Source organism: Acidimicrobiales bacterium (assembly GCA_035316325.1).
In the GTDB taxonomy this organism is placed as follows: domain Bacteria; phylum Actinomycetota; class Acidimicrobiia; order Acidimicrobiales; family VFJN01; genus DASXTK01.
The window spans coordinates 18,467-33,437 of record DATHJB010000223.1; the positions used below are offsets into that span (position 1 = coordinate 18,467).

Annotated in this window: 13 protein-coding genes and 1 tRNA gene; 1 reads left to right on the plus strand and 13 read right to left on the minus strand. The window is 68.2% G+C overall.

What is annotated here, in order from left to right; all coding sequences use genetic code 11:
* Positions 1-30: 30 nt before the first annotated feature.
* Positions 31-4,050, minus strand: a complete 4,020-nt coding sequence (locus VK611_29175) for a DNA-directed RNA polymerase subunit beta' (protein HMG45441.1) — start codon at positions 4,048-4,050, stop codon at positions 31-33.
* A 57-nt stretch (positions 4,051-4,107) separates the two neighbouring features.
* Complete coding sequence (locus VK611_29180) at positions 4,108-7,701, minus strand: DNA-directed RNA polymerase subunit beta (protein ID HMG45442.1); 3,594 nt, start codon at positions 7,699-7,701, stop codon at positions 4,108-4,110.
* A 359-nt stretch (positions 7,702-8,060) separates the two neighbouring features.
* On the opposite strand from VK611_29180, the gene VK611_29185 reads away from it, so the two are divergent.
* Entirely contained in the window at positions 8,061-9,824 is a 1,764-nt protein-coding gene (locus VK611_29185) for a DUF2723 domain-containing protein (GenBank protein HMG45443.1), read from the plus strand.
* A 29-nt stretch (positions 9,825-9,853) separates the two neighbouring features.
* Here VK611_29185 and rplL read toward each other — a convergent pair whose 3' ends face one another.
* The 11 genes from rplL to tuf all read right to left on the minus strand — a co-directional run.
* Complete coding sequence (rplL, locus tag VK611_29190; GenBank protein ID HMG45444.1) at positions 9,854-10,246, minus strand: 50S ribosomal protein L7/L12; 393 nt, start codon at positions 10,244-10,246, stop codon at positions 9,854-9,856.
* Positions 10,247-10,250: 4 nt separating this feature from the next.
* The gene (gene rplJ, locus VK611_29195) at positions 10,251-10,838 is read right to left on the minus strand and encodes a 50S ribosomal protein L10 (protein HMG45445.1); all 588 of its coding nucleotides are present in this window, start codon (positions 10,836-10,838) and stop codon (positions 10,251-10,253) included.
* A gap of 182 nt (positions 10,839-11,020) precedes the next feature.
* Entirely contained in the window at positions 11,021-11,728 is a 708-nt protein-coding gene (gene rplA / locus VK611_29200) for a 50S ribosomal protein L1 (protein HMG45446.1), read from the minus strand.
* A gap of 65 nt (positions 11,729-11,793) precedes the next feature.
* Positions 11,794-12,225, minus strand: coding sequence for a 50S ribosomal protein L11 (gene rplK / locus VK611_29205; protein ID HMG45447.1), 432 nt, complete (start codon positions 12,223-12,225; stop codon positions 11,794-11,796).
* Positions 12,226-12,249: 24 nt separating this feature from the next.
* Positions 12,250-12,807, minus strand: coding sequence for a transcription termination/antitermination protein NusG (gene nusG / locus VK611_29210; GenBank protein ID HMG45448.1), 558 nt, complete (start codon positions 12,805-12,807; stop codon positions 12,250-12,252).
* Between the two features lie 221 nt (positions 12,808-13,028).
* Positions 13,029-13,337 (minus strand): preprotein translocase subunit SecE, encoded by a 309-nt coding sequence (secE, locus tag VK611_29215; GenBank protein ID HMG45449.1) that lies wholly within the window; start codon positions 13,335-13,337, stop codon positions 13,029-13,031.
* Between the two features lie 33 nt (positions 13,338-13,370).
* Positions 13,371-13,443 (minus strand) — tRNA-Trp (locus VK611_29220).
* 81 nt (positions 13,444-13,524) lie between these two features.
* On the minus strand, positions 13,525-13,884 hold the full coding sequence (locus tag VK611_29225) for a hypothetical protein (protein ID HMG45450.1): 360 nt from the start codon (positions 13,882-13,884) through the stop codon (positions 13,525-13,527).
* Positions 13,885-13,904: 20 nt separating this feature from the next.
* Positions 13,905-14,486 (minus strand): RNA polymerase sigma factor, encoded by a 582-nt coding sequence (locus tag VK611_29230; protein ID HMG45451.1) that lies wholly within the window; start codon positions 14,484-14,486, stop codon positions 13,905-13,907.
* Between the two features lie 65 nt (positions 14,487-14,551).
* On the minus strand, positions 14,552-14,719 hold the full coding sequence (gene rpmG / locus VK611_29235; GenBank protein ID HMG45452.1) for a 50S ribosomal protein L33: 168 nt from the start codon (positions 14,717-14,719) through the stop codon (positions 14,552-14,554).
* A gap of 8 nt (positions 14,720-14,727) precedes the next feature.
* On the minus strand, positions 14,728-14,971 hold a 244-nt coding region (tuf, locus tag VK611_29240), incomplete at its 5' end, for an elongation factor Tu (GenBank protein HMG45453.1).

Here is a 14,971-nt window from a genome sequence, read left to right on the forward strand (position 1 = left end):
CACCCTCAGCCGGCCACCGTCAAAGGTTGATCAGGCTTCGACGGCGTCCTCGGACGACGGGAGCCCGACCACGGCAGCCAGGTCGCGGGTGTCGCCCGACGGGGCGTCGCCCTCCTGGTTCTCGTAGGTGCCCGTGAGCCACTCGGCCAGGCCCTGCTCCTCGCGGTCCGACGACCAGTAGGACATGGGCTGGTACTCCGGCGCCTTGGTGCCGATGTCCCGGTAGACCTCCATGCCGGTGCCGGCCGGGATGAGCTTGCCGATGATGATGTTCTCCTTCAGGCCGTTGAGCCCGTCGGACTTCGACTCGATCGCAGCCTCGGTGAGCACCCGGGTGGTCTCCTGGAAGGAGGCCGCCGACAGCCACGACTCGGTGGCCAGCGACGCCTTCGTGATGCCCATCATGACCGGGCGACCCTCGGCCGGGACCTTGCTCTCCTGGACCAGCACCTTGTTCTCGTCGGTGTAGGCCTTGGCGTCGGCCGTCTCGCCGGGCAGGAAGCGGCTGTCGCCGGGCTCCTGCACGACGACCCGGCGGGTCATCTGCCGCACGATCAGCTCGATGTGCTTGTCGTGGATCGACACGCCCTGGTCGCGGTACACGCGCTGCACCTCGATCACCAGGTACTGCTGGGTCTCCCGCACACCGCGGATCTCCAGCAGCTCCTTCGGGTCACGAGGACCGTCGACGATCGGGTCGCCGGCCTGGATCTCCTGGCCGTCGGTCACCTCGAGCCGGGCCAGCGACGGCACGATGTAGGCGTGCTCGGCGCCGTCGTCGGCGACCACCGTGATCACCCGGCCCTTGCCCTCGTCCTCGGCGATGCGCACGACACCGGAGATGTGCGACAGCGTGGCCTTGCCCTTCGGCGACCGGGCCTCGAACAGCTCGACCACTCGGGGCAGACCACCGGCGATGTCGGTGCCGGCGATGCCACCGGTGTGGAACGTCCGCATCGTCAGCTGGGTGCCCGGCTCACCGATGGACTGGGCGGCGATGACACCGACCGCCTCGCCCATCTCGATGGTCTTGCCGGTGGCCAGCGAACGGCCGTAGCACTTGGCGCAGACGCCGAAGTCGGCCAGGCAGGTGAGCACCGACCGGACCCGCACCCGCTCGACCTTGGGGTCGTCGCGCAGCGCGTCCATGGCGAAGTCGTCGATCTCGGTGCCGGCCTTGATGGTCACCCCGCGGAAGTCCTCGTGGGGGTTCTCCGGCGAGAGCTCGACGTCGACGGCCAGGGTGCGGCCGAAGATGCGGGTCTCCAGGTAGGTGCGCTTGCCCGCCTGGTCGGGGCCGATGTCCTCGACCCAGAGGCCGCGGATCGGCTCACCCTCCTTCTGGCAGTCGTACTCCCGGATGATCAGCTCCTGGGCCACGTCGACGAGGCGACGGGTCAGGTAGCCCGAGTCGGCGGTCCGCAGGGCGGTGTCGACCAGACCCTTCCGGGCGCCCGGCGTGGCGATGAAGTACTCCAGCATCGACAGGCCTTCGCGGAAGTTCGCCTTGATCGGCCGGGGGATCATGTCGCCTCGGGGGTTGGCCACGAGGCCGCGCATGCCGGCGATCTGCCGGACCTGCATCATGTTCCCTCGGGCGCCGGAGCCCACCATCATGTCGATGGGGTTGAACTGCTCCTCCTTGAGGCCCTTCTCCATCTCGGAGCGCACCTCGTCGGTGGCGTTCGTCCAGATCTCCACTTCCTTCTGGCGCCGCTCACCGTCGGTGATGATGCCCTTCCGGAACTGGGTCTCGACCTTCTCGGCTTCCTTCTCGTAGCGCTCGAGGATGCCCTTCTTGCTCTCCGGCGTCTTGACGTCCTCGATGGAGATCGTCAGGCCCGACTTGGCGGCGTACCCGAAGCACAGGTCCTTGAGCTGGTCGAGGCTGCGCTGGACGACGGCCTTGGGGTAGTCGTTGGCCAGCCGGTCGACGACCTCGCCCATGTTCTTCTTCTTGACGGGCTCGTCGACGAAGCCGAACCCGAGCGGCAGCGCCCGGTTGAAGATGAAGCGGCCGACCGTGCTCTCCCGGAAGATGGGCTTGGGCTCGTCGGCGTCAGCCGGTTCGCGCAGGCCCTCCTCGATCTCCTCCATGACCTCGCGCTTGGACAGCCGCAGCTTGACCATGGCGTGGAGGTGCACGTCGCCGGCGTCGAGCGCCCGCTCCATGGAGGAGCGGTTGCCGAACACCTTGCCCTCGCCCGGCGCACCCACGACGTGGGCGGTCAGGTAGAAGGCGCCGATCACCATGTCCTGCGTCGGCGTGACCAGCGGGCGGCCGTGGGCCGGGCTGAGCACGTTGTTCGCCGACAGCATGAGGACCCGGCTCTCGGCCTGGGCCTCTGCCGACAGGGGCAGGTGGACGGCCATCTGGTCGCCGTCGAAGTCGGCGTTGAAGGCGGTGCACACCAGCGGGTGGATCTGGATGGCCTTGCCCTCGACCAGCACCGGCTCGAACGCCTGGATGCCGAGGCGGTGCAGCGTGGGCGCCCGGTTCAGGAGGACCGGGTGCTCCTTGATGACCTCTTCGAGCACGTCCCACACCTGGGGACGACGGCGCTCGACCATCCGCTTGGCGGACTTGATGTTCTGCGCCAGCTCGCGGTCGACCAGGGCCTTCATCACGAAGGGCTTGAACAGCTCCAGCGCCATCAGCTTGGGCAGGCCGCACTGGTGCAGCTTGAGCGACGGGCCGACCACGATGACCGAACGGCCGGAGTAGTCGACGCGCTTGCCCAGCAGGTTCTGGCGGAACCGGCCCTGCTTGCCCTTGAGCATGTCGGACAGCGACTTGAGCGGGCGGTTGCCGGGACCCGTGACGGGACGGCCGCGACGGCCGTTGTCGAACAGGGCGTCGACCGCCTCCTGCAGCATGCGCTTCTCGTTGTTCACGATGATCTCGGGGGCACCGAGGTCGAGCAGGCGCTTCAGGCGGTTGTTGCGGTTGATGACCCGGCGGTACAGGTCGTTGAGGTCGGACGTGGCGAAGCGGCCACCGTCGAGCTGCACCATCGGGCGCAGCTCCGGCGGGATCACCGGCACGACGTCGAGGATCATGGCCCGCGGGTCGTTCACCCGGTTGCCACGGTCGTCGCGGCGGTTGAACGCCGAGACGATCTTCAGCCGCTTGATGGCCTTCTGCTTGCGCTGGGCCGAGAGCGGGCGACCACCGGTCGACGGGTCGATGAGGTCCTTGAGCTTGACCTCTTCCTCGTCGAAGTCGAGGCGGTTGATCAGCTGCTTCAGGGCATTGGCGCCCATGCCACCCTCGAAGTAGGCGCCGTAGCGGTCGCGCAGCTCGCGCCACAGCATCTCGTCTTCGAGGATCTTGCGGGGGTGCAGGTCGCGGAACTCGTCGTAGGCGCGCTGGACCAGGTCCAGCTCCTCGTCGTAGCGCTCGCGGATGACGGCCAGGTCCTTGTCGGCGGCCTTCTGGCGGTTGCGCAGGTCGGCGTCCTTGGCCCCTTCGGCCTCGAGAGCGGTGATCTCCTGCTCCAGGCCCTCCATGCGCTTGGCCAGCTCGAGCTCGCGCTCGCGGTCGATCTCCTCCTTCTCGGCCAGCATCTCCTTCTCGAGGTTCGACAGCTCCTCGTGGCGCTTGTCGACGTCGACCCAGGTGACGAGGTTGGCCGCGAAGTAGATGACCTTCTCCAGCTGCTTGGCCTTGAGCTCCTCGCGCACCTCGGTGCCGGAGAGCAGGTAGGCCAGCCAGGAGCGGGTGCCCCGCAGGTACCAGATGTGGACGACCGAGGCGGCCAGCTCGATGTGGCCCATGCGCTCGCGGCGGACCTTCGAGCGCGTGACCTCGACGCCGCAGCGCTCGCAGATGATGCCCTTGAAGCGGACACGCTTGTACTTGCCGCAGTAGCACTCCCAGTCCTTCTGCGGACCGAAGATCTTCTCGCAGAAGAGCCCGTCCTTCTCGGGCTTGAGGGTGCGGTAGTTGATGGTCTCCGGCTTCTTGACCTCGCCGTTCGACCACTGGCGGATGGTCTCGGCCGTCGCCAGCCCGATCCTGAGCTGGCTGAAGTCGTTCACGTCAAGCATCGAAGTGCTCCATTGCCGTGCTCGTGCTGATGTCGTGGAGTTGGGTGCGGGTGGTCACTAGAAGCTGCTCGTCCGCTCGCGGCGGCGCTCGTCGTCTTCGTCGGTGCCCCGTTCCGGACGGCTGAGGTCGATGCCGAGCTCCTCGGCGGCGCGGAAGACGTCCTCGTCGAGCTCGCGCATCTCGATCTCTTCGCCGGTCTGCGCCAACACCTCGACGTTGAGGCAGAGGGCCTGCATCTCCTTGATGAGAACCTTGAAGCTCTCGGGGATCCCCGGCTCGGGGATGTTCTCGCCCTTGACGATGGCCTCGTACACCTTCACGCGGCCGAGGACGTCGTCGGACTTGATCGTCAGCAGCTCCTGCAAGCAGTAAGCGGAGCCGTAGGCCTCGAGGGCCCACACCTCCATCTCACCGAATCGCTGACCACCGAACTGGGCCTTCCCGCCCAGCGGCTGCTGCGTGATCATCGAGTACGGGCCGGTCGACCGGGCGTGGATCTTGTCGTCCACGAGGTGGGCCAGCTTCAGGATGTACATGAACCCGACCGTGACCTGCTGGTCGTAGGCCTCGCCGGTGCGGCCGTTGTAGAGCTGCACCTTGCCGTTGGGCCCGATCAGACGCTCGCCGTCGGGCGACTCGGGCCGCAGGTTGTGGAAGATCGTCTGGATCGTCGGGTGCTTGCCGGCCTGCTCGACCTCGTCCCAGTGGGCACCGTCGAACACCGGTGTGGCGATGAGCGTCGACGGCGGCGTGGTCGGGCGGGTCTTGGACTCGGTGCCGCGGATGGGCTCGTCGCCCACCGTGGTGCCGTTGACCTGCCAGCCCCAGCGGGCCGCGTAGCCGAGGTGGGCCTCGAGCACCTGTCCCACGTTCATGCGGGACGGGACGCCGAGCGGGTTGAGGATGATGTCGACGGGCGTGCCGTCGGACAGGTGCGGCATGTCCTCCAGCGGCAGGATCTTCGAGATGACGCCCTTGTTGCCGTGGCGCCCGGCCAGCTTGTCGCCGACCGAGATCTTGCGCTTCTGGGCGACGTAGACCCGCACCAGCTGGTTGACGCCGGGGGGCAGCTCGTGGCTCTCGTCCCGGCTGAACACCTTGACGTCGATGACCTTGCCGGACTCGCCGTGCGGCACCTTCAGCGAGGTGTCGCGCACCTCGCGGGCCTTCTCACCGAAGATCGCCCGGAGCAGCCGCTCCTCGGGGGTGAGCTCGGTCTCGCCCTTGGGTGTGACCTTGCCGACCAGCACGTCGCCGGCGCCGACCTCGGCACCGATGCGGATGATGCCCCGCTCGTCGAGGTCCTTCAGGATCTCCTCGGAGAGGTTGGGGATGTCGCGCGTGATCTCCTCGGGCCCGAGCTTGGTGTCGCGGGCGTCGATCTCGTGCTCGTGGATGTGGATCGAGGTGAGCACGTCGTCGCGCACGAGGCGCTCCGACAGGATGATCGCGTCCTCGAAGTTGTAGCCCTCCCACGGCATGAAGGCCACGAGCAGGTTCTTGCCGAGCGCCAGCTCGCCACCGTCGGTGGAGGGCCCGTCGGCGAGCACGTCGTCCTTGCGGAACCTGTCGCCCTCGGCCACGCGGGGCTTCTGGTTGATGCAGGTGTCCTGGTTGGAGCGCTCGAACTTGAGGAGCTTGTAGACCTTGCGACCCGAGCGGGCGTAGTCGACCGCCAGGATGTCGCCGCTCACCTCGGTGGCGACGCCGTCGTCCTCGGCCACGATCATGTCGGCGGCGTCGCGGGCCGCACGGGCCTCGACGCCGGTGCCGATGTACGGAGCCTCGGCCCGCACGAGCGGGACGGCCTGCTTCTGCATGTTGGCGCCCATGAGCGCACGGTTGGCGTCGTCGTGCTCGAGGAACGGGATGAGCGAGGTGGCCACCGAGACGATCTGCTTCGGCGAGACGTCCATGAGCTGGACCTCGATCGGCGGCACCGCGGAGATGTCCGTGGTGGCGGCGAAGTAGGTCTCCCGCTCGAGCTGGGCCCGGAGGTTCTCCAGCGTGGCCGCCTGCGGCGACCGGCGGACCAGCACGCGCTCGTTGCGGAACACGTGGTTCTTGTCGAGCGGCTCGTTGGCCTGGGCGACGACGTAGTCCTCTTCCTCGTCCGCCGTGAGCCACACGATGTCGTCGGTGACTTGACCCTGGTTGACCTTGCGGTACGGCGACTCGATGAAGCCGAAGTCGTTCACCCGGGCGTACGTGGACAAGGCGCCGATCAGGCCGATGTTCGGGCCCTCCGGCGTCTCGATCGGGCACATGCGGCCGTAGTGGCTGAAGTGCACGTCTCGCACTTCGAAGCCGGCCCGCTCCCGGGACAGGCCGCCCGGGCCCAGCGCCGACAGCCGCCGCCGGTGGGTCAGGCCCGACAGCGGGTTGACCTGGTCCATGAACTGGGAGAGCTGGCTGGTGCCGAAGAACTCCTTGATGGCCGCGACCACCGGGCGGATGTTGATCAGCGTCTGCGGCGTGATGGCCTCGACGTCCTGCGTCGTCATGCGCTCACGGACCACCCGCTCCATGCGGGAGAGGCCGATGCGCACCTGGTTCTGGATCAGCTCGCCCACCGACCGGATGCGGCGGTTGGCGAAGTGGTCCTGGTCGTCGAGGCGGTAGCCCGGCTCGGCGTTGACCAGGTGGAGCAGGTAGGTGAGGGTGGCGAGCACCTCGCACCGGCTGAGCACCGACTGGCCCGGCTCGGGGCGGTCGAGCAGGCCGCGCTCCTCGAGCATCGGGAACATGGCCGCCAGCTTCTGGACCTCGGGCCCGAGCTTGCGGTCGAGCTTGTAGCGCCCGACCCGGGAGAGGTCGTAGCGACGGGGCTCGAAGAAGGCGTTCTTGAAGTACACCCGGGCCGACTCGACCGAGGGCGGCTCGCCGGGGCGGGCCCGCTTGTAGATCTCGACCAGCGCCTCGTCCTGCGTGGGGGCGAGGTCACGGTCCTTCTCCCACTGCCCCTCCAGGAAGGGGAACTCGCGGACGAAGGCCTCGAGGAAGCCGGGGGCGTTCTCGTCGTCGTAGCCGAGGGCGCGGAGCAGGATGAAGAGGCTCAGGCGGCGCTTGCGGGCGACGCGGGTGCCGGCGGTGACGTCCTTGCCGGGCTTCTGCTCGACGTCGAACTCGATCCACTCGCCGCGGTAGGGGTGGATGGTGCCCTTGACGAGCTGGTGCTTGGCCAGGTTGCGGAGGCGGTAGCGCTCGCCGGGCTCGAAGATGACGCCGGGGGACCGGACGAGCTGCGACACGACGACGCGCTCGGTGCCGTTGATCACGAACGTGCCCTTGTCGGTCATCATGGGGAAGTCACCCATGAAGACCGTCTGCTCCTTGATCTCGCCGGTCGCGGCGTTGATGAAGCGGGCACGCACGAAGATGGGCGCGGAGAAGGTCATGTCCTTCTCCTTGCACTCCTCGACCGAGAACTTGGGGGGCGGCCGCAGGTCCTCGTCGTTGGGGTCGAACTCCAGCTCGAGCTGGAGGGTCTCCGTGAAGTCACGGATGGGTGAGATGTCGGAGAAGGTTTCCTTCAGGCCGTCTTCGACGAACCATCGGAAAGACTCGCGTTGGATCGCGACCAAGTCGGGTAGTGACAAGGCCTCATCGATGTTCGCGAACGAGTACCGATCCCGGGTGCGAGTGGGCAAGGATTCACTCCTCGATCGAGCGTTCGAGCGGCAACGACGACCTAGAGCACACAGGTCGGCGAGCCAGGGGAGACAGAGCCGCTGAACCCGACGAGGGCGCGCTGGAACCCCAACAAGAGATCAGCGCTACAAACCCGGGAACGCACGGCAACACGCCATGTTAAACCCTCACCCCACGTAAGGGCAACCCGCGTTTGGTCCGTCTCCACCTGGCCCGGCGGAAACGGTCTCAAACTGTGAGGGAGGGTAAGCCCAGAGGCTCCCCGAGGTCAAGGGTTGGGGTTCCCGTCACGAGAAGTTCAGCACGGAGCGCGTCCATCCACGTACGTCGGTGACCTATCGTCTTGACTCGTTCCGCCATGACGCTGCTTCCCCCTGCCGCGCCCACCATGCTGACCGAGACCACCGAGACCGCTGCCCGCCATGTCGGGGCCTGGGCCTCGCGCGCCGTCGACGATCCCGCCGTCCAACGCCGCCGAGACCGTGTGCTCACGGCCGCCGTCGCGGCGGTCGCCATGGTCGTCTACCAGCGATCCCTGCTGCCGGGCATCGGCTACAGCGGCGACGTGGTGAAGTGGCAGTACATGAGCGTCACCGGCGGGGTGCCGCACGCCACGGGCGAGCCGGTGTGGGTGGCGCTGATCCAGCTCTGGGGCACCATCGTCCCCTTCGGGACCGCGGCCTGGAAGACCAACCTGCTCTCCGCCACCCTCGGCGCCGCCGCGGTGACCGTGCTGTTCCGCCTGCTGCGCATCCTGGGGGTGCGACGCACGGTGGCGGCGGCCACCGCGATCACCTTCGCCGTCAGCCCCACGTTCTGGACCCAGGCGTCGATCGCCGAGGTCTACACGCTGCACATCCTCTTCGCCGCCTCGGTCACGCTGTGCCTCGCCAAGTGGCGGATGGGCGCCGCCAACGGCTGGCTGATCGCGGGCATCGCCATTTACTCGCTGTCGTTCGGCCACCACCTGATGACGGTGCTCGCCATGCCGGGGATCGCCTGGCTCGTGTGGTCGGACCGGCGCCGGGCCCTCACCCTGCGCAACGCCCCCTGGGTGCTGCTGTTCGTGGCGCTGGCCGTGGGTCCGTACCTCTACCTGCTCTACATGTCCGACGTCGGCGGCTACGTCGAGGTGCCCCTGCGCGGCTTCGCCGACCTGTGGGACCTGGTGCGCGGCGGCGAGTTCAAGGACGAGATGTGGGGCTTCGGGGTCTTCGACCTCCTGCAGTACCGCCTGCCGCTCCTGGGCGAGATCGTCGGCGCCGAGTACCTCCTGCTGCAGGCGCCGATCGCCTACGGCATCTGGCGGGGGCTGCGCGCCGACAAGCCCCACCGCGACGTCTCCATCCACCTCATGTCGCTGGGACTGCTGTCGGCGGTCTTCGCCACCAACTACAACGTGTTCGACGTGGAGGTGTTCTTCCTCCCGCTGCTGTTCGTGCTGGCGGTGTTCCTCGGGCTGGGGCTCGAGGGGATGATCCACTGGTCGCAGCAGCACTACCCCGGCCACGTGCGCATGGCCTGGGGCGCGGTGGCGGCGCTGGTCGCCATCCCGCTGATGACCGGCGTGGTCGACTACCGACGGGCCAGCCAGCGGGGCAACATCGAGGACGCCGCCCGGGTGGAGCGGACGCTCGACGTGGCCGGCAGCGACGCCCTGATCCTCACCGACACGTACCAGGAGACCCAGTACGTCGACTACTACCTCCACGTCGACCGGCTGGCCGAGACCCGCAACCTCGCCACCGTCTACCGGCTGGGGGTGTCGGTGGAGGACGTCGAGCGCTACCTCTGGGGCTGCGAGGGACGCATCGCCCGGGCCGCGCAGCGCATGGACGGCGTCCCGCGTCCCGCCCTCTTCACGGGCATCCCCGCCCAGGCGGAGGCACTGGAGGAGGCCGGGGTCGAGGTGGACGAGGTCGCCGACGACGTCTGGCGGGTCCCCTCCTCGCAGACCCCGGACCTGCCCGAGGGGACCGGGTCGGAGTCGGCGTCGGCGTCGGAGTCGTCGGGCGCGACGACCCGGGACGAGCGAGACGACCTGGAGAGCCTGTCCTGCACGGCGCTCCCGGACGCGGCCCGGCCCGGGCAGTCCTCCTCGGACGTCCCGGGCCGTGCCTGACTGACTGAATAGCGGCTAGGCCGCCGGGCTCACTTGAGCTCGACGGTGGCGCCGGCGCCCTCGAGGGCAGCCTTGGCCTTCTCCGCGTCTTCCTTGTTGGCCTTCTCGATGACGGCCTTGGGAGCCGACTCCACCAGGTCCTTGGCCTCCTTGAGGCCGAGGCTGGTGAGGGAACGGACTTCCTTGATGACGGCGATCTTCTGGCCGCCGGCAGCGGTCAGCACGACGTCGAACTCGTCCTTCTCCTCCTCTGCGGCAGCGGCATCGCCACCACCGGCAGGGGCGGCAGCCACAGCGGCGGGGGCCGCCGCGGTCACGCCGAACTTCTCCTCGAAGTCCTTGAGCAGCTCGCTCAGCTCGAGGACGGTCATGCTCGAGATCGCGTCGAGGATCTCGTCTTTGCTCAGGGTCTTGGTAGCCATGGGGTTACTCCTCGGTGTCGGTCTCGGTCGGGGTGTCAGGAGCGCCAGCGTCGGCGGCCGCCTCGGGGGCACCGCCCTGCTGGTCGATGAGGGCCTTGAGGCCGTAGGCGAAGTTGCGGGGCAGGGCCTCCAACAGGCCGGCGAACTGCTGCAACGGTGCGGCCAGACCTCCGGCCAACCGGGACAGCAGGACGTCGCGCGGCTCGATGTCGGCCAGGGCCCGTGCCTGCTCGGCAGACAGCGGTGCGCCCGACATGACGCCGCCCTTGACCACCAACGCGGGGTTGGTGCGGCCGAAGTCACGCAGGGCCCTCGCCACGGTCACGGCGTCGCCGTCGTTGACGAAGGCGATCGCGGTCGGACCGGTCAGCAGCTCGTCGAGGTCGAGACCCGCGTCACGGGCCGCGAACCGCACCAGCGTGTTCTTGTAGACCTTGTACTCGCTGCCCGCCGCGCGCAACGCCCGCCTCAGTTCGGCGAGAGCTCCCACGTCCAGGCCGCGGTACTCGGTCAGAAGCGCTGCGGACGAGCCTTCGAAGCGCTCGCGCACCTCGTCGACGACGGCAACCTTCTCCGCTCTCGGATTCTCCATCGACACCTCCTCTCGTGGTTCTCGGCGCTCGCAAAGAGCGAACGCCAAGACGAGAGTCGAGGAGTCCGCCTACCCAGGCCGGGCTACTGCCCATTTACGCCTCGTGAGAGGCACCGGAGGTCTTCGGCGAGCGATGTGGGTTGTAAGCCGGACCAGCGTAGCGGTCCGGTGGGGTGCGGACGCTAGGCAGCGTCCGCGGTCTCGCGCAGACGGCCCGGGTCGATCTTGACTCCCGGGCCCATCGTCGACGACAGAGCGATGCGCCTCATGTAGCGGCCCTTGGACGACGCCGGCTTGGCCCGGTTCAGCTCGTCGAGCACGGCTCGCAGGTTCTCGAGCAGCGCATCGGGCGTGAACGACACCTTCCCGACCGGCACGTGGATGTTGCCGTAGCGGTCGGTGCGGTACTCCACCTTGCCGCCCTTGAACTCGCCGACCGCCTTGGCCACGTCGGTCGTGACCGTGCCGGTCTTCGGGTTGGGCATGAGGCCGCGGGGGCCGAGCACCCGACCGAGACGACCGACGAGCGGCATCATGTCGGGCGTGGCGATGGCCACGTCGAAGTCGAGCATGCCGCCTTCGACCTGGGCGGCGAGGTCGTCGGCGCCCACGATGTCGGCGCCGGCCTCGCGGGCGGCGGTGGCGGCCTCACCGGCGGCGAACACCGCGACGCGGACGTCCTTGCCGGTGCCCGAGGGCAGGCCGACCGTGCCACGCACGATCTGGTCGGCCTTGCGGGGGTCGACGCCCAGCCGCACGGCCAGCTCGACGGTCTCGTCGAAGTTGGCGTTCGCCAGGGACTTCACGAGGTCGACGGCCTCGGACGGCCCGTGCATCCCCTCGCGGTCGAAGCGCTTCAGCGCGTCGGTGTACTTCTTGCCTTTCGCCATGTCGGCTCCCTCGTTGGTACGGCGGCCGGGCGAGGTGCTCCCGGTCCAGCCTCTGGTGTTACGAACTAGCGGGCGACGTCGATGCCCATCGAGCGGGCGGTGCCGGCGACCTGCAGCTTGGCGGCCTCGATGTCGTAGGCGTTGAGGTCGGGCATCTTGATCTCGGCGATCTCGGTGAGCTGGGCGTCGGTCACCTTGCCGACGGTCTCCCGGCCCGGGTTCTCGGCCGCCTTGTCGAGGCCCGCGGCCTGGCGCAGCAGCACCGGCGTGGGCGGCGTCTTCAGGACGAACGTGAACGTGCGGTCCTCGTAGACGGTGATCTCGACCGGGACGATCGTGCCGCGCTGCGGCTCGGTGGCCGCGTTGTAGGCCTTGCAGAAATCCATGATCGCCACGCCGTGGGGGCCGAGCGCGGTACCGACGGGCGGGGCCGGTGTGGCCTGGCCCGCGGGGATCTGGATCTTGACGACGGCCAGTATTTTCTTCTTCTTGGCCATTTGGGGTTCCTTCGACTCCTGCTTCTACAGCTTGGCGACTTTGCCGAATTCCAGCTCGACCGGGGTCTCCCGGCCGAAGATGTTGACCAGGACCTTGAGCTTGAGCTGGTCCTCGTTGATCTCGATGACCTCGCCGGAGAAGTCGGCGAACGGCCCTTCCTTGACCCGGACGGTCTCGCCCACCTCGTACTCCATGCGGGGCTTCGACCTCGTGGTGACCTGCTCGCCCGAGTCCTTCGGCATGAGGAAGGCCTCGACGTCGCGGCGGGGCAGCGGCGAGGGCTTGGCGCCCTGGCCGACGAACCCGGTGACGCCCGGCGTGTTGCGGATGACGAACCACGCCTTGTCGTCGAGCTCCGAGCGCACCAGCAGGTAGCCGGGGAACATCTTGCGCTGGGCGACGACCCGCTTGCCGTTGCGCAGGTCGACGTAGTCCTCCATGGGGATCACGACCTCGTAGATCGCGTCCTCGGCGTTCATCGACGAGATGCGGGCCTCGAGGTTCTGCTTGACCTTCTTCTCGTAGCCCGACTGGGTGTGGACCACGAACCAGCGGCCCGGCCGGGTGAAGGGGTTGTCGATCGGAGCCGCCGCCTGCGCGAGCAGCTCCTCGTCGGAAATGACTTCGGGGTCGTCGCTGTTCTCTGCCTCCGGCAAGGCGACTTCGTCGCCGCCTGCGGCCGATTCAACCGCCTCGTCGGGGGTCTCTACATCGTCCGAGGCTTCGGGGGTCTCCGAAGTCGGCTCTTCTGCCTCGTTGTCGGTCGTGTCGTCTTCAGTCGGCATGTCAGTGTGGATGTCGCTCATCGTTCGAACAGCTCGAAGATCACCTCGCCGAACGCGAAGTCCAGCGAGGAGATGTATGCGGTCAGGATGACCACCGCCACCAGCACGATGATCGAGTAGTTCCGTACTTCGGAGCGCGTCGGCCAGGCGACCTTGCGCAGCTCCCCGCGCACCTCCCGCACGAACTGGATGGGACCAGTCCGGCCTTCACGTGCCTCGGAGCGCGGCTGCTGGGGCGCCGGGCGCTTGCGCGCCGAAGGCTGGCCCTCGGCGTCAAGCTGTCCTTGGCGCTGCAGCATGCGCTTGGTCTGTCGGTTCATTGCCATGGCAAGGCCCTCGGGTGAGGAGTTGCGGGAGAGCAGGGCAGGAGGGACTCGAACCCCCAACCTGCGGTTTTGGAGACCGCTGCTCTGCCAGTTGAGCTACTGCCCTCTGGGGGTAACCGTGACACTCTACAGCCCGGGCGCGCGGGGGATGAAGTCGCTTGGACGCCGGAGGAGAGAAAGGCGGCCGTCAGCTGACGAGGCGCGCCCGGCGGGTGCGCGTGGTGAAGACGATGGCGCCGACGGCCCCTGCAGCCGTCGCCGCGGCGAGTCCGCCCAGGTAGGCGACACGCCGTCCCGACAGCAGCGAGCGGATGGCGTGGCGCTCGCCGACGCCCTCCAGTCCGGCCAGGATGTCGGCCAGCAGGCCGGGCGCGGGCTCCAGCACCTCGGTGCGCATCGACCGCAGCGCCCGCAGGAGCTTGCGGTGCTGCACCAGCTCGGCCTGGCAGCGCAGGCAACGTTCGACGTGGCGACGGTGGGTGCGACCCAGCTTCACAGCGCCGTCGGCGACGCCCGCGAGATCGTCGGTCAACTCGTCACACTGCATCGTGTGATCCTCTCTCGGTGTCAGAGCGCATGGCTCGCTCCGTCCTCACGGTCGTCGCGACGCCCGAACACCTGCTCACGCAGCTTGTTGCGCGCCCGGTGGAGGCGCACCTTGGCGGCCGACTCGGAGATGCCGAGCTCGGCCGCGATCGATTCGTGGGGTAGGTCGTAGAGGTCGCGCAGCACCACGACCGCACGCAGCCGGGGCGGGAGCTCGTCGAGCGCCAGGGCCAGGCGGTCGCGGAGGTCGCTGGCGTCGGCCCGCAGCTGGGGGTCGTGGTCGGTGCGAGGGTCGGCCACCGGGACGGTGTCGTCGAGGACATCGTGGCGGTGGCGGGAGCGACGCCCGAGGTACGTGGCCGCGCAGTTGGCCGTGATGCGGTACATCCACGTCGAGAACTGCGCGTCGCCTCGGAAGCGGCCGATGGCGCGATATGCCCGCAGGTACGCCTCCTGGGAGACATCCCGTGCATCCTCCTCATTCCCGGTGAGCCGGTAAGCGAGTGTGTAGGTATCCGCATAGGTGGCTCTTACGAGATCGTCGAACGCCTCGCGGTCGCCATCCTGAGCGGCGGCGATCAGATCAGCCTCGCTCCGCGGCATCGGCGTTTCTGACCTCCCGTTCACTCTGGGCGTTACCTGGAAATGTGAGGTGCCGCTGGCGCGGGCTAGCGCGTCTCCTTGTGGAGGATGTGCTGGCGCTCCCAGCGGCAGTACTTCTTCATCTCGATGCGCTCGCGGTCGTTCACCTTGTTCTTGGTGGTGATGTAGTTGCGGCGCTTGCACGAGGTGCACTCGAGGGTGACGTGCACCCGCTTCTCGGTGGATTTAGCCATCTCGTCCTCTACTTCAGGATCTTGGTGACGCGGCCGGCGCCGACGGTGCGGCCGCCTTCGCGGATGGCGAAGCGCAGGCCTTCGTCCATGGCGATGGGGTTGATGAGCTCGACGGTCATGAGGGTGTTGTCGCCGGGCATGCACATCTCGACGCCGTCGGGCAGGGCGATGGAGCCGGTGATGTCGGTGGTACGGAAGTAGAACTGGGGCCGGTAGTTCGAGAAGAACGGCTTGTGACGGCCGCCTTCCTCC